This window comes from Virgibacillus sp. Bac332 (assembly GCF_003667785.1).
GTDB classification, from domain to species: domain Bacteria; phylum Bacillota; class Bacilli; order Bacillales; family Amphibacillaceae; genus Virgibacillus; species Virgibacillus salarius.
On record NZ_CP033046.1, the window covers coordinates 2,664,511 to 2,684,785 of the forward strand.

The 20,275-nt window shown below is 37.0% G+C and carries 18 protein-coding genes and 1 pseudogene; 13 read left to right on the forward strand and 6 right to left on the reverse strand.

Translation table 11 applies throughout. The annotated features are described in order from the left end of the window. Nucleotides 1-67: 67 nt before the first annotated feature. The gene (locus tag D9782_RS22930) at nucleotides 68-232 is read right to left on the reverse strand and encodes a hypothetical protein (RefSeq protein ID WP_161629302.1); all 165 of its coding nucleotides are present in this window, start codon (nucleotides 230-232) and stop codon (nucleotides 68-70) included. Nucleotides 233-534: 302 nt separating this feature from the next. Between D9782_RS22930 and D9782_RS12645 the strand changes: the two genes are divergently transcribed. The 6 genes from D9782_RS12645 (at nucleotide 535) to D9782_RS12670 (ending at nucleotide 7,870) form a co-directional block, all read left to right on the forward strand. Continuing rightward, nucleotides 535-1,179, forward strand: coding sequence for a PAQR family membrane homeostasis protein TrhA (locus D9782_RS12645; RefSeq protein WP_121604920.1), 645 nt, complete (start codon nucleotides 535-537; stop codon nucleotides 1,177-1,179). A gap of 357 nt (nucleotides 1,180-1,536) precedes the next feature. Continuing rightward, nucleotides 1,537-2,343, forward strand: a complete 807-nt coding sequence (locus D9782_RS12650) for a YihY/virulence factor BrkB family protein (protein WP_121604921.1) — start codon at nucleotides 1,537-1,539, stop codon at nucleotides 2,341-2,343. A 326-nt stretch (nucleotides 2,344-2,669) separates the two neighbouring features. After that, a complete protein-coding gene (locus D9782_RS12655; protein ID WP_121604922.1) occupies nucleotides 2,670-4,499 on the forward strand; it encodes a MotA/TolQ/ExbB proton channel family protein in 1,830 nt (609 codons plus the stop codon). Then, nucleotides 4,489-5,181 (forward strand): OmpA family protein, encoded by a 693-nt coding sequence (locus D9782_RS12660; RefSeq protein ID WP_026683024.1) that lies wholly within the window; start codon nucleotides 4,489-4,491, stop codon nucleotides 5,179-5,181. Before D9782_RS12655 ends, D9782_RS12660 begins: the two co-directional genes overlap by 11 nt. A gap of 285 nt (nucleotides 5,182-5,466) precedes the next feature. Then, nucleotides 5,467-6,690, forward strand: a complete 1,224-nt coding sequence (locus tag D9782_RS12665) for an MFS transporter (RefSeq protein WP_121604923.1) — start codon at nucleotides 5,467-5,469, stop codon at nucleotides 6,688-6,690. A gap of 982 nt (nucleotides 6,691-7,672) precedes the next feature. Next, nucleotides 7,673-7,870: a hypothetical protein gene (locus D9782_RS12670; RefSeq protein ID WP_121604330.1), complete on the forward strand. Its 198-nt coding sequence runs from the start codon at nucleotides 7,673-7,675 to the stop codon at nucleotides 7,868-7,870. A 71-nt stretch (nucleotides 7,871-7,941) separates the two neighbouring features. On the opposite strand, the gene D9782_RS12675 is transcribed toward D9782_RS12670, so the two are convergent. The 4 genes and pseudogenes from D9782_RS12675 to D9782_RS12690 form a co-directional block, all read right to left on the reverse strand. Beyond that, nucleotides 7,942-8,637, reverse strand: coding sequence for a hypothetical protein (locus D9782_RS12675; protein WP_026681678.1), 696 nt, complete (start codon nucleotides 8,635-8,637; stop codon nucleotides 7,942-7,944). Between the two features lie 47 nt (nucleotides 8,638-8,684). Then, nucleotides 8,685-9,218 (reverse strand): annotated as a pseudogene (locus tag D9782_RS12680) (enolase C-terminal domain-like protein); the annotation flags it as partial. 67 nt (nucleotides 9,219-9,285) lie between these two features. Then, nucleotides 9,286-10,743, reverse strand: coding sequence for a Na+/H+ antiporter NhaC (gene nhaC, locus D9782_RS12685; protein WP_121604924.1), 1,458 nt, complete (start codon nucleotides 10,741-10,743; stop codon nucleotides 9,286-9,288). 913 nt (nucleotides 10,744-11,656) lie between these two features. Continuing rightward, complete coding sequence (locus D9782_RS12690) at nucleotides 11,657-12,499, reverse strand: aldo/keto reductase (RefSeq protein ID WP_121604925.1); 843 nt, start codon at nucleotides 12,497-12,499, stop codon at nucleotides 11,657-11,659. 201 nt (nucleotides 12,500-12,700) lie between these two features. On the opposite strand from D9782_RS12690, the gene rpsN reads away from it, so the two are divergent. Together rpsN and D9782_RS12700 are read left to right on the forward strand one after the other, a co-directional pair. Further along, nucleotides 12,701-12,970: a 30S ribosomal protein S14 gene (gene rpsN, locus D9782_RS12695; RefSeq protein WP_026681681.1), complete on the forward strand. Its 270-nt coding sequence runs from the start codon at nucleotides 12,701-12,703 to the stop codon at nucleotides 12,968-12,970. Between the two features lie 97 nt (nucleotides 12,971-13,067). After that, nucleotides 13,068-14,162 carry a metal ABC transporter solute-binding protein, Zn/Mn family gene (locus D9782_RS12700; protein WP_121604926.1) on the forward strand — a complete coding sequence of 365 codons (1,095 nt, stop codon included), beginning with the start codon at nucleotides 13,068-13,070 and terminating at the stop codon, nucleotides 14,160-14,162. A 498-nt stretch (nucleotides 14,163-14,660) separates the two neighbouring features. On the opposite strand, the gene D9782_RS12705 is transcribed toward D9782_RS12700, so the two are convergent. Further along, entirely contained in the window at nucleotides 14,661-15,008 is a 348-nt protein-coding gene (locus D9782_RS12705) for a winged helix-turn-helix transcriptional regulator (protein WP_026681683.1), read from the reverse strand. A 209-nt stretch (nucleotides 15,009-15,217) separates the two neighbouring features. Here D9782_RS12705 and D9782_RS12710 point away from each other — a divergent pair, with 209 nt between their 5' ends. The 5 genes from D9782_RS12710 (at nucleotide 15,218) to D9782_RS12730 (ending at nucleotide 20,246) form a co-directional block, all read left to right on the forward strand. Continuing rightward, a complete protein-coding gene (locus D9782_RS12710) occupies nucleotides 15,218-16,501 on the forward strand; it encodes an IS110 family RNA-guided transposase (protein ID WP_121603878.1) in 1,284 nt (427 codons plus the stop codon). Nucleotides 16,502-16,925: 424 nt separating this feature from the next. Next, nucleotides 16,926-17,984 (forward strand): LLM class flavin-dependent oxidoreductase, encoded by a 1,059-nt coding sequence (locus D9782_RS12715; RefSeq protein WP_026681684.1) that lies wholly within the window; start codon nucleotides 16,926-16,928, stop codon nucleotides 17,982-17,984. Between the two features lie 9 nt (nucleotides 17,985-17,993). Beyond that, entirely contained in the window at nucleotides 17,994-18,560 is a 567-nt protein-coding gene (locus D9782_RS12720) for an NADPH-dependent FMN reductase (RefSeq protein ID WP_121604927.1), read from the forward strand. A 261-nt stretch (nucleotides 18,561-18,821) separates the two neighbouring features. Continuing rightward, nucleotides 18,822-19,613: a class I fructose-bisphosphate aldolase gene (locus D9782_RS12725; RefSeq protein WP_026681686.1), complete on the forward strand. Its 792-nt coding sequence runs from the start codon at nucleotides 18,822-18,824 to the stop codon at nucleotides 19,611-19,613. Nucleotides 19,614-19,700: 87 nt separating this feature from the next. Beyond that, nucleotides 19,701-20,246 carry a glycerol-3-phosphate responsive antiterminator gene (locus tag D9782_RS12730; RefSeq protein WP_026681687.1) on the forward strand — a complete coding sequence of 182 codons (546 nt, stop codon included), beginning with the start codon at nucleotides 19,701-19,703 and terminating at the stop codon, nucleotides 20,244-20,246. The last annotated feature ends 29 nt before the right edge of the window (nucleotides 20,247-20,275 follow it).

A 20,275-nucleotide genomic window follows, 5' to 3' on the forward strand; every position in this document is an offset into this window, starting at 1 on the left:
TCCGAAGATAATGTAGTGTGTTGCAGGTCTTTAGAAAAGACCAGCTTAGTTATCTTCATGCCTCGATCTAATCAGACTTTTTGTTTATCATTTGTAGGATTTCTTTTAGAATTTCATTTCTCTGCCTTTGAATTTGAATTATTTGGGTCAGAAACCAAATGACAAATACGATAAAACCTAAATAAAATAATGGTGGTATAAATCCAAATAATGAAATAAATGAATCATGCACTTTTGTTCATCCTTTCTTACTTATTCACTATGTTATTCGACAAGAAATGGCAATTATCCTTCAAAGATAGCTAAAGATAGTAGATAGGTTAAAGGCGGATCTATTTAAACCTGCAAAGGGTCTACTTCTCTGCTTCTACCAATTTAAATTGATTAAAGAGGTTCCAACTTCTAATAAGAAAAAATATGGAGTAAGCTTATTAAGGTATTATATATATCTTATTGTTATACTATAATTAGTGATCAATGAGGGAGTAATGTAGAAAAATTATTTGTAAATATAGAACAGTAAGGAATGATCAATTGGCACAGACACATGTTTTTTCAAAAGGTGAGGAAATAGCCAATGCGATAACGCATGGGATAGGAGCATTAGGGAGTATTGCAGGATTGATTGTACTAATTGTATATTCATCCTTGTACGGGACAGCGTGGCATGTTGTTAGCTTTACGATATTCGGTACAACGATGGTAATTCTCTATTTATCATCAACGCTGGTACACGCATTTCCGCCAGGTAAGGCGAAAGATCTATTTGAAATCTTTGATCATTCGTCCATTTATCTATTTATTGCTGGGACATATACACCGTTTACTTTTCTTGTTATACAAGGTGCATTAGGATGGACAATGTTTGGTATTATTTGGGGACTTGCAATTGCCGGAACCGTATTTAAAGCGTACTTTGTGAAAAAATATCTGATAACCTCAACGATACTTTATATTGCAATGGGCTGGATGGTTACATTAGGATGGGATCAGATTGTTAATAATCTACATCCTAATGGTGTGACACTGCTTGTGATCGGTGGTCTCTGTTACACGTTTGGAGCTATTTTCTATGTATGGCGAGGTTTTCGTTATCACCATGCAGTGTGGCATCTGTTTGTTATAGCTGGGACAGCTACACACTTTTTTTGTGTATTGTTGTATGTATCCCGCATATAACTGGCATTTTAATTATACACGAAATAGAGTGGGAAATATTGTGAAGCAAAGAGTCGATAAATAGTTTAAATAATGTTTCTAAAGGGCGGGGAAGAATAATAGTATAAAGTAGAGGATGAGAATGAAAACAAATTCTTATTTGTATATAAATGTATCCCGCATATAACTGACAGTAAGCCCCCATTTCAGCAAAAAAGTGAAACCAATATGGTTAAATGGTGGACGACTGCCAGTAAATGTCCGATTGGTTTAAGGGCCTTTAGGTCATACCCTTGTGGCACTACCAATCCGTGGGGAAAAACAAAACCCCACGGATAGAAGTTTTACTTTATGCGAGGTATGTAAGGAGTCTTCTTCATGGCTATTATTAGAGTACTTCAGAAGTTGGTAAATCGATATTTTACCTTCAAGGTCTATGATTTGTCTGCGCAAATGGCCTATTATTTTCTGCTTTCTATTTTCCCGTTTCTTTTAGTCATTTATTCGCTGCTTCCATATTTACCTATAAGCGAAGATTATATTATTGAACTTGTGCGTCCATTTGCCCCAGAAGGTACATATAGCTTAATCGAAAATACGATATCGAATATTTTAGCGAATCAACAGATGGCTTTTTTCAGTTTTCTGATCAGTATCTGGCTTTCTTCTATGGGTGTGCAATGCTTGAAACGAATTCTTAATGAAATTTATGGTATTCAAGCGAAGGAGAATTTTATTAAACAAGTTATCGAGGGTTTAGTATTAACACTTGGGTTAATGTTTGCTATTTTATTCACTGTAGTGATTCCGTTAGTGGATCGATTCATGCGACATTATTTACAGGATGTCCAGTTTATTGAGCGATTTCAAGGGTACTGGTTCTTGTTTCAATGGGGTGTCGGAAGCATATTTATAATGGTTTTCTTTATCGGATTGTATTATTTTGCTCCAAATATTAATCTCAAGGTGAGAAACGTGCTTCCAGGGGCAATCTTCTCAACGATTGGCTGGCAGATTGTTTCTATCGTTTTTTCATCATTTGTTAGCCAAAATAATTATACTGCTTTTTATGGTCAATTGGGTAGTATTGTTGTTCTAATGCTGTGGTTTTATTTTTCCGCCATGATCATTATTATGGGTGCATTATTGAATACAATCATCTTTCCTGTCACAACAGTTAAATAAAAATAAAATCAAACGTATAAATAACTAATTATGAAACTAAAAGGTGCTTCTCGTAGGAAAGACAGAGGAGCACCTTTTGGCTTGCTTTAAATTTTGTATTGTTTGTGCACTTATCCGTAGCAACACGCAGTTATCGTCTTATATCGTTGTTACAGAAGATTTTTTTGCAAACATCTTTCCTGTTCTTGCATCAGCTGGTTATATTTCAACAACTATACATGAATTGGCCATGCCATGAATAGCTATATAGTAAGATGTATACAGCATAAACATTCACTAAGACCTAACAAAGCAGCTGTTGAATCTCTACATTAGGGGGAAGATGAATGATTGAATCGATATTAAAACTATTTACTAGCGAACAAAAAGCAGAGGCGATCTTAGCAAACCCGATGATAGAGCTTATCTTTATCGTTTTGTTTGTCACATTTATGGTCGCGCTTTTGGTACATTTGGCGTTGTTTAACAAGCTAAAGAAAATAAGGGATTTCTTAAAAGATACCAGTCAAATGGAGATAGAACCACTAGTTTCATTTAAACAACAATATGATAAGAAGCAGCAAGGAGAGGCTGTAAAAGCAGAAACATTCGTACAGGAGAAGTTTTCTAGTTGGCGTTTGTTTAATGTACCTGTGGTTAGTTTAATAAAAATAATTCAAATGACAGTTTCGATGTTTATTTTGATAGGGGTATTAGGAACATTTATAGGTTTAACGTCATCATTAAGTAGCATTAATATCGAAGGAAGTGATTTAGTCGAAGGGGTAGCGGGTGTTTTAGCAGGTATTGATGTTGCCTTTTATACGAGTATAGCAGGGATGGGCTTCTCACTGGTGATGACGGTATTGATTAAAGTACTCAATACGGAATTTATGCTCACAGATATTATGCTGATGACTGAATCAAAATTAGAAGAGAATGAACAGCACGGTATTAGTCAATTAATCCAAGTATCTGAAACCATTAATGAATCAATTCTAAGCTTGCAGGCAACGAACCAAGAGTCGTTACAAGGGATAGTAGCTGCATTTACTGGGTTTCAAGAATATACAACAGGACTTCAGCAGTCAGCAAAAAATTTAGCTTCATTTAATGATGGGCTCTCTGAAAATCTTCGTCATTTTCAACAACTTTTTGATTATATGAAGGATGTAACAGATGGGTTTTCTGAAGGAACTAAAAATCTGAATGAAAACTTCGAAGCATTATTTACGTATTTTAAGCGTATTGACGGCAGAAATGAACGAATGTTGAAAGCATTTGAAAATACCTATGAAAAGGTAAAAGAAGTTTCCCGTGCTCAATTAGATACACTCCAACAATTTGATAAATCGGTAGGTGATATGAAGCAATTTACTTCTGATCTGTTAGAAGAGCAAAGCTCGTTGCATACGATATTTGAAAGTATTAATGGTAAGTCCAAGGATTTAGTCGAGCGGATGGCCAGTCATAATAAGGAATTTAAGCAAGTCTTCGGCGAAGATCTTTCTACCAAGTTGACTGGGATTATGACACAGCTACGAGAGCTTTCTACAGGTTTTGATAAGATGGGGCATTCCATTGTGAAGCTCCCTGAAGCATTGGATGTTATTAATCAAACACAGGCAGAATATAAGCATTTATTGTCGGATCGTTTTACAGAACTAAAAGAATTTAATCAAACCTTCAATCAACATTTGAAGACACATTTAGCTGATTCGATGAATTTTGAGAAGCATATGCAGGAAGCTTCCAGCACATATGAACAATTGGGAATGAAAAATAACCAGTTAATTCATGAAATGAATACGACCATTTCACAAATGAACCAAGCATTTCAACAACGAGAAAACCAGTTAGAGACAAGTGTAGGCGTCTTAAAGGATACGTTATCAACTTATGTGACAAATCTTGAAGGGTCACTTGGAAGTAAATTGGATAAAGTTGGTCAGTCTATTCGTGATTATATGCAAGGAGCAAATGATGGGATTCGCAAGGAATTTCAAGACCTACGTCGAACATCTGAAGCTAATGAACAGAGTCATGCCCGTTTAATTCAACAAACCTTGCAAGATCTTAACCGTGAGATTCAAATACTTAACCAACAGCTAACAGCTTTTGTACAGCGAACAACAACACCGAATAATCCGATAAGGTTGAGTCAGAATGAATACTAAATATCAACGATTATTTAAGCAGGATCAGGATGAAGGTCATTTCTGGCCATCTTTTACAGATTTACTGACAACCATTTTACTCTGCTTTATGCTAATTTTTATCTGTATGATGGTCATTAAATCATTACAGATTGAAGAAATGAAGGAAACACTAGATCAAATTATGGGAGTGCGTGCGAAATTGGTGAATGACTTAAAAGAAGAATTTAGCGGTTCAGAACTCGGGGTTGAAGTCGATGATAAGACAGGCGCCATTATTTTTAACACGGAAATTCTCTTTGAATACAACAAAGATGAATTAAAGCCAGAATCGTTTACTTTTTTAGATGAGTTCGTGCCAAAATACTTAGATATACTTTTGCAAAGTGGTTATGAACAATATATCGCGGAGATTATTATTGAAGGGCATACTGATCGAGATGGCACTTATTTATATAATCTAAAGCTTTCACAAGATAGGGCATATAGTGTTGCAGCATATATTTTAAGTGCGGATTTTCCATATAAGAATATTCAACAGCATTTAGAGGAAAAGCTGACCGTTAATAGCAAGTCATTTTCTGATGTTCGCACAGATGATAAGGGTGGATATAATGCGAAGAAATCTCGACGAGTTGAGTTCAAATTTCGATTAAAAGATGAGGAAATTCTGGAGAAGACAAGGGAGATTTTAGGTAAGTAAATGAAAAGAGAGTGAATGCGATGCATTAGTACTAAATTTAGAAATTAACAATATTGCATGCTTTTCGTCAATATGCTAATATATATAACAGCATATTCCTTTAAGATGGTCCAGAGAGACCAAAAAGGGTAGTGACGTGACTATTATAGTTATTAAAATAACCGTTCATGCCCTTTTCCTCTTCTGGATAAAGGGTATTTTATTTTATATTAACACTAAATAAGCTTCGGATGAAAACTCAATACCTTTAAACGAAGTCCAGTGAGGCTTGAAAGGAGACAAAAAATGAAATATCGTAACAAAGCAGTGGTAGCTTCCGTAACTGGTTTAACATTAGAAGGCATGGATATTATGTTCATTTCCTTTGCTATGTCTTTAATCGTTGCTGATTTTCAAATTAATTTAACTACGGGTGGATTTATATCATCTATTACAAATATAGGTATGCTTATCGGCGGCATAATCTTTGGTATATTAGCGGACAAGTTTGGTAGAGTACGTATTTTTACGTATACGATTTTCCTGTTTGCGATTGGTACGGCGCTAACTGGATTGGCAACTAACATTGAACAAGTATATATTTTCCGATTTATTGCAGGACTTGGGGCTGGCGGAGAATACGGTATTGGTATGGCGCTTGTCGCAGAAGCATGGCCGAAAAATAAGCAAGGGCGCGCTTCTTCTTATGTCAGTATTGGCGCTCAGTTCGGAGTTATTATAGCCGCTGTTTTAAGTTCTGTGCTCTTACCAATTTTTGGCTGGAGGGGCTTGTTTTTAGTTGGAATCATTCCAGTTATATTTGCTTATTTTGTTAGAAGAAATTTGCAAGAATCACCAGAATGGCTAGCAGCACAGAAGCAAAAACCGGCAATTCAAAAACAAGGTAAGCTAAAGCAACTGTTTCATTCGCCACGTGTTGCATTAACAACGATCGGCTTAGCTGTGATGGCAACTGTACAAATCGCTGGTTATAATGGTTTAATGATTTGGCTTCCAACGATGCTACAGCAATCTCAAGGATTATCTGTTTCAAGCTCAGCAATCTGGACAATCAGTACTGCTGTAGGAATGATTGCGGGGATGCTGACTTTTGGTAGGTTTATAGATAGATTTGGTTTAAAGGTTTCCTATGGTATTTTCCTCCTTGCTTCTGCGGCTGCTGTATTTATGTACGCATATGCAACTGGAAGTACTGGTGTACTCATCGGCGGAGCGATTGTTGGATTCTTTTCAAATGGGATGTTTGCTGGATATGGAGCCTTAATAAGCCGTTTCTATCGTGTTGATATTAGAAGTACGGCAACAAACACCATTTTTAATTTTGGGAGGGCCGTTGGTGGACTATCTCCAATTTTAGTAGGTTTTATTCTCGAACACGCCAGTATGTCATTAGCAATGACATACTTAGCAGCGCTATACTGCATCTCATTCATTGTCATGATGAGTCTGAAAATAGATAGAGGGAAAAATATCCATGACGATGAGGCAGTTGTATCAGAGGTTGTTTAATTAGTCAATAGGATTGGTTCCTGTTAGCAACAAGTCACAGTAGCCATCTAGCTGTTTATAATTTTGATAGTTTAATGAAACTTTACTATATTAACCATGTTATTCCGTCATAACAAAAATTCGGGAACAGCTACCTTTTACTTTTAGTATTGTAATGTGTACAGATGATAGATGATATAAAACCTAATCATATGCTAAAAAATAGACAAATGAATCCATTGAATCGCTAATGTATAGAAGAAGGCATTCCACACCATTTGCGCTATTCGCTTTGTCATACTAAATGGTATGATCCAGTATGTATACTTCGTGATCGAGGGGCAATCGCAGCTGTCTATCTAGTAGATTTCTCATTCATTCGTTGGAAATGATAGAAGTGAATGATCTATTTACTTCGGATAAGCAAAGGGTAGATAGATGGGATATTGTTGTTAATTTTACGAGAGTAATACATCATCGTAAGTAAAAATCCTATTCGCATTCCCGAACGGACAGAGATTTTACGATTCTTTTGTTACAGCTCTTAAAGGTTATTTTCACACAAGCATAGTTTGTGATTTTAAATACACTAATTAAAAAGCATGAGCCCGGTTACTATATCGTGCTCATGCCCAAACAGTTACCTAATGAAATAACTGTATCTAACTTTATGTGATCATTGCAAAATGCCGTTCTTTTTTTATATTGTTTATTTTTTATAAGTTAAGAAAGTATAAAATTAGTGCAATGACTGCGTTAAGCCAAGTAGTTATTTTGAAATGTTAGATGTATATTGGCAATGCTCCGACTAATTACTTCGCTTTCCGTGGGCACGGCCTCAACTAACTTTGCAAAGAAGAACACGTTGCAAAGTGGATTTTCGGCTCGCGCTAATCCCGCAGGAGTCTACGTAATTAGTCTCCGCTATGCGAAGGTGCAACAATTCTTGTCATAAGTAATAGGTTGACTTTTTTTACAATGGGTAAAGTTAAAATCGCTATCCGTGAGTATAAAAGCAGCTGTGTTACTTCATGCTAGCGTTGTAGAGCCTGATAATAGCGAAGGCCGGCCACTTCAACTCCTGTGGGAAATGTTTGACCTGAAGATCCACTTTTTTGAGCGGGTTTTGCTAAAAAAGTTAGCTGAAGGACAAACCCCACGGAAAGGGAAGTGGGTAGCCGGAGTGGTGGTCAAGCAGTAGCTATTCCATAATAGCTACTAGAGGAAGCGTAAAATCTGAGCATGTAGTGATAAGGACTGAGCGAATTTTGCTCAGTTTTTTTTATAATGAACATACGTGTCATTATCTATTTGGATAGAAACTCCTCGATAACCTTCTTCCAGTAGTTTTTTCTGTGTTTCATAATCCATCATTCGAACGATTTTTTTCTTTATAGTAGTATTAAATTCTCTTGTGAAATCACGGAGTAGTATGTAACGAAGTTTTCCGTTATATTTCTTTTTGAGTGCGATTATTTCCATTCCTAAGGCAATCTTATCTTTAATACTTGGAATATTGAATGGTGCAACTGTGGTTGCTACATATTGAAAACGCTCTTTGTCTACTTCTGTAAATAGTAATTCCCCCATATACGTTTGTAGTCGATTCCCACGAAAGTCAGGATGTACATTAGATATTTCTGAATAGATCATTTTTAACCGTTCTTCTTTCGAAAGTCCAGCATCTATGCCTAAATGTTCATGTTCATCAATATTTGGAATGAGCATTGCTCGAAAAGCAATCATTTTGTTCGTAATGAAGATACCAATCATTGAGCCATTTCCAGTTAAAATATGGCGATATTCTTCATAGCTCAGCGTCTGTAAAGCCGCTGGTACTTCCATTGCTTGCTCAACTATTTGTTGAAGCTCTAAAATTTGTGGTATATCATCAACGGTTAAGAATCTAACATAAAAGGATTGCTTAGACTTTGGAAGCTTTCCTTCAGCAATAATCTTATGATTCATATGGACACCTTCTTTGTATGCTGTCAATGTAAGTAGTGTGGATTCATCAAATCAATTCCTAGGCCGATGTGTTTGGTTCAATTGAATAAATGGAAACATTATATTGTAAATTGCCAACGTCTTTTGAAAACTTTAATGGACCTGTTAATTCTACGCTTGTAATTGTCTTTTTCTAAAAAGCTATATAAAAGCCGGCAGCAGACCCGATGGAATATTCTACCATAGAACCAATCTGACAGTCTATCCGAGCCGTCTCTGCCATCGCGGCTAACTTTATAGCAGGTACATGTCACCACATTTCATCAGTTTAATATTCACTTTATCTGGTGAGCGCTTGGCTATTACTTCACGCATTTTTTTAAAACCATGTAATCCTTCATCAATCCTTATTGGAGTAGTAGTTTTCAATTTTATTTCTGCTAGAGAATCCATATCATCAGCTATAACTGGCTGCTCAAGCTAGTTTAAAGACACATGTTGTAATTTATCTAAAGCTTGTAAGGTAGCTGCAGAAGAATGCCAGCCTTGGTTGACATCAGCATGAATAGCAGTTTTTTGCCGACATGTTTATGGACAGCTTGATACGTTCCAAGCCTATATTTTACTTGGCAATACTTCTATAGCAGTTATTTTCATAATTATCTCTACCTATATATAATGTTTACTTTTCTTTTCTCTAGTTTCTTCATTTTCTAAGGTATTGATATCATTAGCTTGATTTCTATCCATTTTTACAATCGTAAATCCGGTAAAGGCATAGAGTAGTCCGATTAATGGAACTGTAAAATTCAAAATAGCGTATGGTGCATAGGCAAAAGCATGTACACCTAATGTGCCATATATAAACACACCACACGTATTCCACGGTATAAAGACAGATGTTAACGTACCGCCATCCTCTAATGATCGGGATAGATTTTTCGAATGTAGTCCACTATCATAATATACTTTGGCAAACATTCGCGATGGTACAACGATGGAGATATATTGTTCTGAACAAGTAGCATTAGTCAAAAAGCAAGCACCGATCGTTGATGCAATAAGAGAACCAGTCGATTTTACAATTTTCAAAAGCTGATCCATCATGGCTTGCAGCATACCAGAGTATTCCAGTATACCACCAAACGTCATGGCAACAATTGTCATGGATACAGTATACATCATTGACATTAATCCACCGCGATTAAATAGTTCAGAAACCATCTCATTTGACGTGTTAATGGAATAGCCATTTTGTAACACATTTAGTGCGCTGGCTATGGTATCTCCTTGAATGATAATTTCAGATAGGAATCCCATAATAATTCCTACAGCGATTGAAGGAATCGCTGGTACCTTTAATGCTACCAAAATAATCACAAGTAATGGAATCAACAAAAGATATGGTGAGATAACAAAATTCGCTTGCATATCTGCAATGGTTTGTTGAATATTAGCATTCTCAATGGTATTCCTGCCGAAATCTTTTCCCAAGTAAGCGAAAACAAACAGAGAAATCAGTAGTCCAGGGAAGGTTGTATAAAACATATGCTTAATGTGCACAAATAAATCTGTGTTTGTTAAACCAGATGCAAGGTTTGTTGTATCAGATAGTGGCGACATTTTATCGCCAAAATAGGATCCAGAAATAACCGCACCTGCTACCATCGGTACGGGAATTCCCATACTCATACCGATACCCATGCCGGCAACACCGATTGTCCCCATTGTTGCCCATGAGCTTCCAACTGTCAATGCAACAATACCACATATGATTGTAATCGTTACCAAAAAAATGGATGGTGAAATAATTTTTAAGCCAAAATAAATCATTGTAGCTACCACGCCACCACCAATCCAAGCACCAATAGTCAGTCCGACAAGCATGATGATAAGTACTGCCGGGAGAGCGAGTTTAATTCCTTGAAACATCATTTCTTCGATTTCTTTCCAATTATAACCTTGATTCCAAGCTATCAAAGCAGCAACCCCTGTACCGATAATGAGTGGTATGTGAGGTTCACCTTCAAAAACAACAATGGTTAAAAGCATTGCAATAATCATAACTATTAATGGAACGAGTGACCACCAAATATTGATTTTTCGTTTTTTTATATCGATGCTCATATTGTATCCCCCATCTAGTAAAGTCGTAACAATAATAACATTTTTTAAAAGAATAAAAATTATTTTAATTAGAAATTATAAAATTGTCAATCTATTTTTGTTAATAATATTGTGGGTGTATACAAAGCGTGTTCGTATAAAAACAATTCTTCTCCGTGAGGACGGTAGGCTTAAGCTTACTTACAAATGAATATGTTATGTCTACTTATTTTGAGAAACATAGTTTTTTGTATCCTAATTTGTCAATGATAGCTTTATCTACATCCTTATTTTTACTAATCCAATTAGGGGATATGCTGTATGCTATTTTTAATAAAAGAAGCTGGGACAAAACACAACTTTTTACTCAAAATACGAATAATCATGTTATAAATAGAAGTATCATCGCCGCCCCGTGAAAATATACCCGCTTTCCGCGTGCACGGATTAATTTCAACTAATCAACGTTCAGTTTTATTGTTTCTTCATTCTTTTGTCTCAGCCTCAATTAATGTATGTATCTTTCTACTCTGCGTTTGAAAATATCCCGGCTATTTTGTTTATACTGTAAGCGAAGTCGTTCAGAAATTTTCCTAATAATTACACCCAGCCTCTAAAAGAGAAGCCTCTGCCAGTTTCGAATACCAACGATATAAGTTGCTAACCGCATGTTGACTTGGTGCCGATTAGTAGCTACATAAACTTTTTTGAAAGACAGTTTGCATTCTTCAGATCAGTAATACCCGGATGTATCTAAAATTCACAAATTATGGAATGGATGATGGATGAATATAGCAGAATTAAAGAGTTCGAAAGCTAGACAATGGTAACGTCGGAATGTTTGAAAGGTTATACTGTCTGATCTCAGAGACGTATTTGTCTCTTTTAGGGTCAGACAGTACTTGTTTTATTTCTGACTAATCAATGTTTCTCCTTAAAATTCTTCATAGGTTGCAGGGTCTTGGTCTTTATTTCTACCATCCGGTCGAGTTAGGGTTGCGATTGCCTCCATTTCCGACTCTTCTAAAGAAAAATCAAAAATGGATATATTCTCAAGCTGTCGCTCGTATGCAGCAGACTTCGGAATTGCAATAGAACCAAGCTGATAATGCCAGCGTAAGATAATCTGCGAATTAGATTTTTGATGGTTTTTCGCTATGTCATTAATTATTTCATTTTGTAATACCTCATTTGCTCGCGCCAATGGACTCCATGATTGTGTACGAATGTTATGCTTTTCATGCCATTTTCGCTGTTCTTCCTGATTGAAAAATGGATGTAGTTCAATTTGGTTGAGGCTTGGCAGCACACCAGTTTCTTCTTCTAAACGTTCCAAATGCTCAGGTAGAAAATTACATACCCCAATTGAACGAATGAGTCCCCATTTCTTGGCATCTATTAATGCTTGCCATGCTTCGATATACGTATTCTGCTTTGGATTTGGCCAATGTATAAGATATAAATCGTAATAAGATAAATTCGCTCGATATAGGGATTCTTGAATAGTAGTTATAGCCTTGTCATAGGCTTGGTAACGACCTGGTAATTTCGATGTAATTATTAAATCCTCTCTATGGACAGAACTTCGACGCACTGCTTCTCCGACTGTTCCTTCATTCTCATAATTATACGCCGTATCGATTAATCGATAACCTGCATGTATCGCATTGCTAATTGCTGTTACACCTTGATTCCCATTTAGTTTATATGTACCAAAACCGACAAAAGGTACAGCAATCCCATCATTTAAAGTGACTTCTGGTATAGATAGGTTCATTTCGATTCACCCCTTCTTATTCTTATCTCAAGGTTACACATTTATAGGTAGAAAACCAACTATTTGAACTAATCTTTCATAAAACGTAATCGTTACTATTTACAAAACCAACGATTATAAGTATAATATTTAATCGTAATCATTACGATTTAATGCGCGACTTCTTATATTGAAGCATGAAATTTAGAAAGGAGGGATATGGTGGCTAAAAAAGCAAAAGTAGTCAAAGAGAAAAAACGTCAGGCAATGGTAAAAAAGTATGCTGAGATTCGTAGAGAATTAAAAGCAAAAGGTGATTATGAAGCATTACGAAAGCTACCGAGAGATTCTTCACCAACAAGATTAACAAATCGATGTCAAGTAACCGGTAGACCAAAGGGGTACCTAAGGAAATTTGGTATGTCACGAATCGCATTTAGAGATTATGCCCATAAGGGGCAACTACCAGGAGTCAAGAAATCAAGCTGGTAGGATGGAAAAATTAATAATAACTATATCCTACATTGATTGGTTACCTCTTGCATATAAATCGTAATGATTACGTTTTTTATGAAGGAGGAGAAGCGACTTGAAAAAATATTATAAGTTTAGTATCTATATTGCTTTTATTATTTTATTTTTGACTGGCTGCAATGTAGCGAAGGAACTATCTGTGTCGGAAGCTGGTGAAAATCATAAGGTGTTACAAATTTATACAACGTTATATCCTTTGACCTATTTTACAGAGCAAATAGGTGGAGAGCATGTGGAAGTGGAATCGATTCTACCTTTAGGTGCAGATGCTCATACATATGAGCCTACATCCAAGACAATGGTTGAGATTGCTAAGGCGGATGGATTTATATACAACGGAGCCCAAATGGAAGCTTATGCGGAAAGTATCAAGGAAGCATTAAAAGACGAAGGTGTTACTGTACTAGAAGCATCTAAAGGAATACCTTTATTAGAGCATAAGCATCATCACAGTCATGTCGAAGAAAATGACCATGGACATCATCATAATGAGATGGAAGAGGAAGAAGAAACGCACCATCACGATCATGGACAGGAAGACCATGAAACAGAAGAGCATACACATGAACATCAAGAGTCCCATAATCATGACGAGGAACCTGAGGAACATCACCATAATCATGGTGACAAAGACCCGCATGTCTGGTTAGATCCAAATCGAGCTATCACGATTGCTGAAAATATTAAAGATTTATTAGTAGAATTACAGCCTGAAGCAGAAGCGGAATTTGAAAATAATTTTACGGATTTGAAATCCAAATTAGAAGAACTAAACAAAAGCTATCATGAAAAAATTCAAGCACAAAGTAGAAATGAAATCTTAGTTACCCATGCAGCATATGGATATTGGGAAGAGGCTTATGGGATTAAGCAAATTGCTATTTCTGGATTATCTCCATCCAATGAACCATCTCAACAGCAGCTAGTGGATGTTATAAATATTGTCGATGACCATGAGATTAACTATTTATTGTTTGAACAGAATGTAGAGCCAAAAGTAGCGAAAGTTATTCAAAATGAAACAAATGTAAAGTCGCTTGACCTGCATAATTTATCTGTTCTTACTGAAGAAGATATACAAAATGAGCAGGATTATTTTTCACTTATGTATCAAAACCTAGATGTCCTAATAACAGCATTAAAAGAATAGACTTTATGCCTTTTCAATAGATAAGTAAATATTGCGATTATTACAGGCGGGTCTATTCTATGGACCTAAGGCACTACTCTATCTCCGGAGATATACGAGACTTCTTGAAAAAGAAGAGCGCTTTTTCTGTATCGCTGCCGAAGCTTTCCTTAATCCTAAAGAGGAAAGATACCGGTGAGACCTTACAGTGTGCCAGCACGAGGAGGCTCTCTAGCCACCTAAGGAAAACGAAGTATATTTCCGGAGAAACTTTATCCCACATCTAACTGGCAGTAAGATCCCATTTCAATAAAGTGGAACCAATATGAATAAGAGGGGATTGACTGCCAGTAAATGTCCGATTGGTTCTAGGGCCTTTAGGTCATACCCTTGTGGTACGAACAATCAGTGGGAGAATATACAATATCTCCACTGATTGAAGTTTCACTTTATCATATTAGTTATGCGTACTATTCTTTAATTAAAATACGCTTGTCTTCAAGCTTCCGTTAATAGTGGTTATTTCATTCTATGTTCCTCTTTTTTTAATTTATGCAATGTATGTTTAGTTCCCCATTCATGCATGGCTTCCAAAATTGGTTCTAAGGTTTTTCCGTACTCCGTAATGGAATATTCCACCTTAGGGGGAACCTGTGGGTAAACCACCCGCTGAATAATATCTTCTTCTTCCAATTCCCTCAATTGCTTCGTTAACATCTTTTGGGTAATCTCGGGCATCCTTTTTCTTAGCTCATTAAAGCGTTTCGTTCCTTCTTGTAATAAATATAAAAGGATTATTGGTTTCCATTTACCAACAAGTATACCTAAAGCATCTTCTACACGACATTCTTCTGGTATTTTATCCATTCTATTCCTCCTAAGTATCATTTTGTATACTAGGTCACCTTAAAGTGCGTACTTATATTTGTGATGGTTATAAACTACAATAACACTATAAGAGCATTCCTGTAATGAAGAAATTTGAGGGTTGAACAAAAAAGAGCCCCCTTGGTATAGTACAGGGTGTCAATGCGCATTGACCCCGAAATTAATAAATACCAAGGAGAGGACCCACTATGAATTATAATCAAAATCACAAACTATCGCAAATCACACCAGAAACATTAATTGTAGGAATCGACATCGCTAAAAACAAACACGTGGCACGTGCGCAGGATGACCGAGGGTTTGAATTTGGAAAACGACTGATCTTCGACAATCGCGTTCATGGCTTTGAACAGCTTTTAAACTGGGTCTCCAGACTTCAAAAAGAACACCGTAAAAGTGAATTAATCATCGGTGCAGAGCCAACAGGACACTTTTGGCTGAGCCTTGCTTATTATCTGAAAGCAAAAGATATTAACTTTGTGCTGGTAAACCCTATGCACGTGAAAAAGTCCAAAGAACTCGATGATAACTCACCAACGAAAAATGACACCAAGGATGCGCGTGTCATTGCACAGCTGATAAAAGACGGACGATACTCCGTACCAAATCTTCTCGATGGCATTTATGCCGAACTGCGGGAAGGGATCAAATTACGAGATCAACTCGTCAAACAGCTGATTATCATTGAAGGACGCATTCAAAACCATATTCAGCGATATTTCCCAGAGTTTAATGATGTATTCAAAGACTGGGAAGGCAAGACAGCTTTATTCAGCTTACGTAACTTTCCGTTTCCATCCGACCTCCGAGGCGTGACTCCGGAGGAAGTATTAGCACAATGGAAAACGACAATTAAGCGAGGCGTCGGAATCAAGCGTGCAACTCAGTTCATTGAGAAGGCAAGGAAGAGTGTCGGCATTGAAGTTGGATTGCGTTTCGCAAGAAAAGAAATACACAGTCTCTTAGACCAATACGAGCTCTATCAGAGCCAATTAACCGAACTGGACATGGAAATTACAGATCTCATGAAAGACATTCCAGGCGCCCAGGAAATGATGAATATTAAAGGGCTGGGGCCAATCACCATAGCCACCTTTCTCTCTGAGGTCGGAGACCTCAAAAAATATGACCATCCACAACAGCTGGTCAATATGGCAGGTTTGTCGTTACGAGAACATAGTTCAGGGAAGTTCAAGGGACAAACAAGGATAACAAAACGAGGGCGGAAAAAGCTGAGAAAAGCTTTATATCTGGCCGTTAGGCCATTAGTAGCCAGTAACTCGACGTTCAAGACCCTGCACAGATATTACACGACCCGATCCGTCAACCCGTTGAAGAAACAACAGTCATTGATTGCAATGTGCGGCAAATTACTACGTGTACTGTTTGTGATTGGCAGAAAACAATGTGAATTTGAAGGTAGCAAGCTATTACAAGGTTTAACTCAAATGAAAGAATTGCAGGCAGTTTAAGCTATTTCAAAGTAGTTGAAAAAATGCATCTAAGTTTTGGAATGAACAAACACCAATAATGCAGAGTCGGAGATTATTTATTCCATTCGGGCACCAGACCCAGCATAGGAGCTTTTTCCGACCTCCACCTTGTGGATACGCAGGACGAAGGAATGTATGGATTAAAATCCCGTGATACATGGGAGGGTGAGCGACCATAAGCGGTGTGGAGAATGAGGGCATGGTTATATCCCTTTTCAACCAAATGTACACAATTTGGCTGTTAGGATGGATAAAACCCGGTTAGAATATTCTGTACTCTGATTAAACGCTTTATCCATCAATACATTCAATGAAATGGTGCTTGATTAATTCTAAGAAAACAAGAGTATTTTGAAGATAATTAAAGTATATAGAGGGAGGTAATTGGAAAGGTGGATGAACAATGGAAACTTATCGCATTGATCGACGTAAAGGAATGGAGTTTGGCATCTATACACTAGGGGACCACCTGCCAAATCCTAAAACAGCAGAACGTATCTCTGCACAAGAACGTATACATGAAATAATTGAATTTGCTAAGTTAGCTGAACAAGCAGGTATCGATTTCTTTAGTGTTGGGGAGAGCCATCAGGAGTATTTTGCAACGCAGGCACACGCCGTAGTATTAGCAGCAATTGCCCAAGCAACAGAAAAGATAAAGCTTGCAAGTTCTTCGACGATTATAAGCACATCTGATCCAGTACGAGTATATGAGAATTTTGCAACCATTGATCTCATTTCAAAGGGAAGAGCTGAGATTGTAGCTGGGCGTGCATCAAGGATTGGATTATTTGATTTATTGGGCTATGATGTACACGATTATGAAGCATTGTTTGAGGAAAAGTTCGAATTGTTATTAAAAATCAATCGAGAGAAGATAGTTAATTGGCAAGGTGAATTTCGTGCGCCGTTAAATAGCGCTGAAGTTCTCCCACGTCCGAAAAATGATTCTATGCCAATTTGGCGAGCTGTTGGTGGTTCTTCGGCTAGCGCCATCAAGGCTGGTTACGCTGGAGTTCCAATGTTTCTTGCTCATTTAGGTGGTCCAGCTACAAGCTTTAAACGTTCGATTGATGCATATCGTGAAGCTGCTAATAAAAGTGGGCACGATTCATCTAAGCTACCAGTCGCGACTGCTGGCTTCTTTTATGCAGCAGAAACTTCCCAGCAAGCTTTACGTGAAATGTATCCTCATATAAATGAAGGAATGAAGCTAACGAATGGACAAGGATTTCCTAAACAGCATTTTGCACAAGGAGCAGATCCGCATAATGTTATGAATATAGGTAGTCCACAACAGATTATTGAAAAAATCTTATACCAGCATGAATTATTTGGGCATCAACGTTATATTGCCCAAATTGATTTTGGTGGTGTTCCATTTGATCGTTTAAAGAAAAATATCGAGATCATTGGTGCTGAAATTCTACCAGCCATTAAAAAATATACAGCAGAAAAATAGGAGGAAAAAATGAAAATTGTTGCGATGTCTGGGTCAAAGATTGGTACGAAAACGAGCACGGCTATAAAGTATACGATGAAAACAATTAAGAATACGTATCCACATGTAGGCGTTACTTTCATGGATTTAGCAGAATATGACGTTCAGTTCAGTGACGGCCGTCATTATTTAGATTATGAAGGGGATACAAAATATGTTACCCAATTAATTATGGAGGCAGATGCAATTATTATCGGAACACCTATATTTCAAGCATCGATTCCAGCTACGTTAAAGAATATATTTGATTTACTTCCAGTAAACGCATTTCTTGATAAAGTTGTAAGTATGCTAGTAACTGCTGGTTCGCCAAAACATTATTTGGTCCTTGAACAACAACTGAAACCAATTTTAACGTATATGAAAGCACAGATAGTTCCGTCTTATGTATTTATTGAGGAACAGGACTTTTATCAAAAAGAAATAATTAATGATGATGTGCGATTCCGAGTTGACCGTTTAGTGGAAGATACAATTGTATTAACCGAAACATATACAGCTATTCGCGAAAAGAAAGAAGCAGAATACTTCTTTTAATTCATTAAGGTAAAAGCTTTCCCTTACAAAAGCATCTTGCCTTTTTAAGGCTATATGTTGCTAACGCCTCAGGAAAGCGCATTCAAATGGTCTTGACAGATAGTTCTCCATCCTATATGATAAAATTAATGAAAGTCGACAACAAAATAGCATTAACAATTGGGTATGTGCTTAGGTGAATCCCTGCAATAATTGGCAGTTAACTGTCAGTTGGTTGTGGGGATTTTTTGTTGTCTATATTATAGAAATTGGGGAGATAGCATGCAAAAAACTAGACGAATGGCAAATCTATTTGCAAAAGATGGAAAGTCAATAACGTTGGCTCTTGATGGGTATTATTTTTCAACGAAAACGACCGGTATTGATAAGGCAATCGCTCAATTGCCAAGCATGATTGAAAATGGGCTAGATGCAGTACTTGTGACATATGGCATGGCTAAAACATATGCTGATACTTTTACCAATGTCGGCATGGTAGTACGTGCGGATATATCGACAGAACTGTTTGATGCAAGTGTTCCAAATACAACTGGATTAATTACAGTTGAAGATGCATTAAAACTCGGTGCTGATGGTGTGATTTCAATGACGTTTCCAGGAACTACGAATGAAGCAAGTTCACATCAAATAGCTGCTAATTTGGCACGTGAAGCAGATAAGTGGAATATGCCATTTATGTGCGAAACATTACCATTTGGTTATGCGATAAGTAGTGAAGCCTCCAATCAACCGGAAGTCATCGCCTCTGCAGGAAGAATGGGGACGGAGCTCGGTGCTGATATTATTAAGACTAGATTTTCTGGTGAAGCTAGTGACGTAGAGATTGTGAAAGCTGCTCAACGACCTGTGCTTGCCTTAGGTGGACCTAAGACAAATGACATGTTAGCCTATTTTAAGTTTGTTAAGCATTGTATGGATGCTGGAGCGAAAGGCGTGGCTGTAGGACGTAATATTACGCAAAATGAACACCCATCAAAAGTGGTAGCTGGTTTGAATACAATTATTCATAAAAATGGTACAGCTGAAGAAGCGTATGAAGTTTATCAGACATAATAGCTAGTAAAATACGTAGAGCTTGACACTTTTTTTGAAGTTTTCTAGAGTAATAGTTGCAAGCGCTTTAAAAAAGGGGTGAGGGCGATGTTTTCGCAAAAGACTGTAATCCCTTCTATAAGACAACTAAAGGATTTGCAAAGTGCGCTTTCAAGTAAGTCAACATATATATTTCTCTCTGAAGTGCATATTGGCAATTTAAAAGAGCTAACGAATCGTTGTCACCAAGCTGGTAAAAAAGTCATCGTACATTTAGATTTGGTTGAAGGGTTAACGAAAGATACGAAGGGTGTTAAATGGTTAAAAGAGATGTTTAAAGTCGATGGGGTTATTTCTCCGAATCAACGTGTATTAAACGCTGCAAGTAAAATGGGAATGCTGACAATCTATCGTATCTTCTTGTTTGATTCTCGTTCGTTGGATCAGTCATTGAAATCGTTAAAAAATACGCATTTTGATGGTGTTGAAATTTTACCAGGACCGTTTGCTATTCATTTTGTCGAACGGATTCAATCCATCGTCCCAGAAGCAAGCCTGCTTGCGGGTGGTTTTCTAGATACAAAAGATAAAATAAATAAAATTCTTCATGGGGGATTTGTTGCTGTGACGACAAGTAATAGAGAGCTTTGGTAAAACAAAATAGCGAAGGGGTATTTGTGATT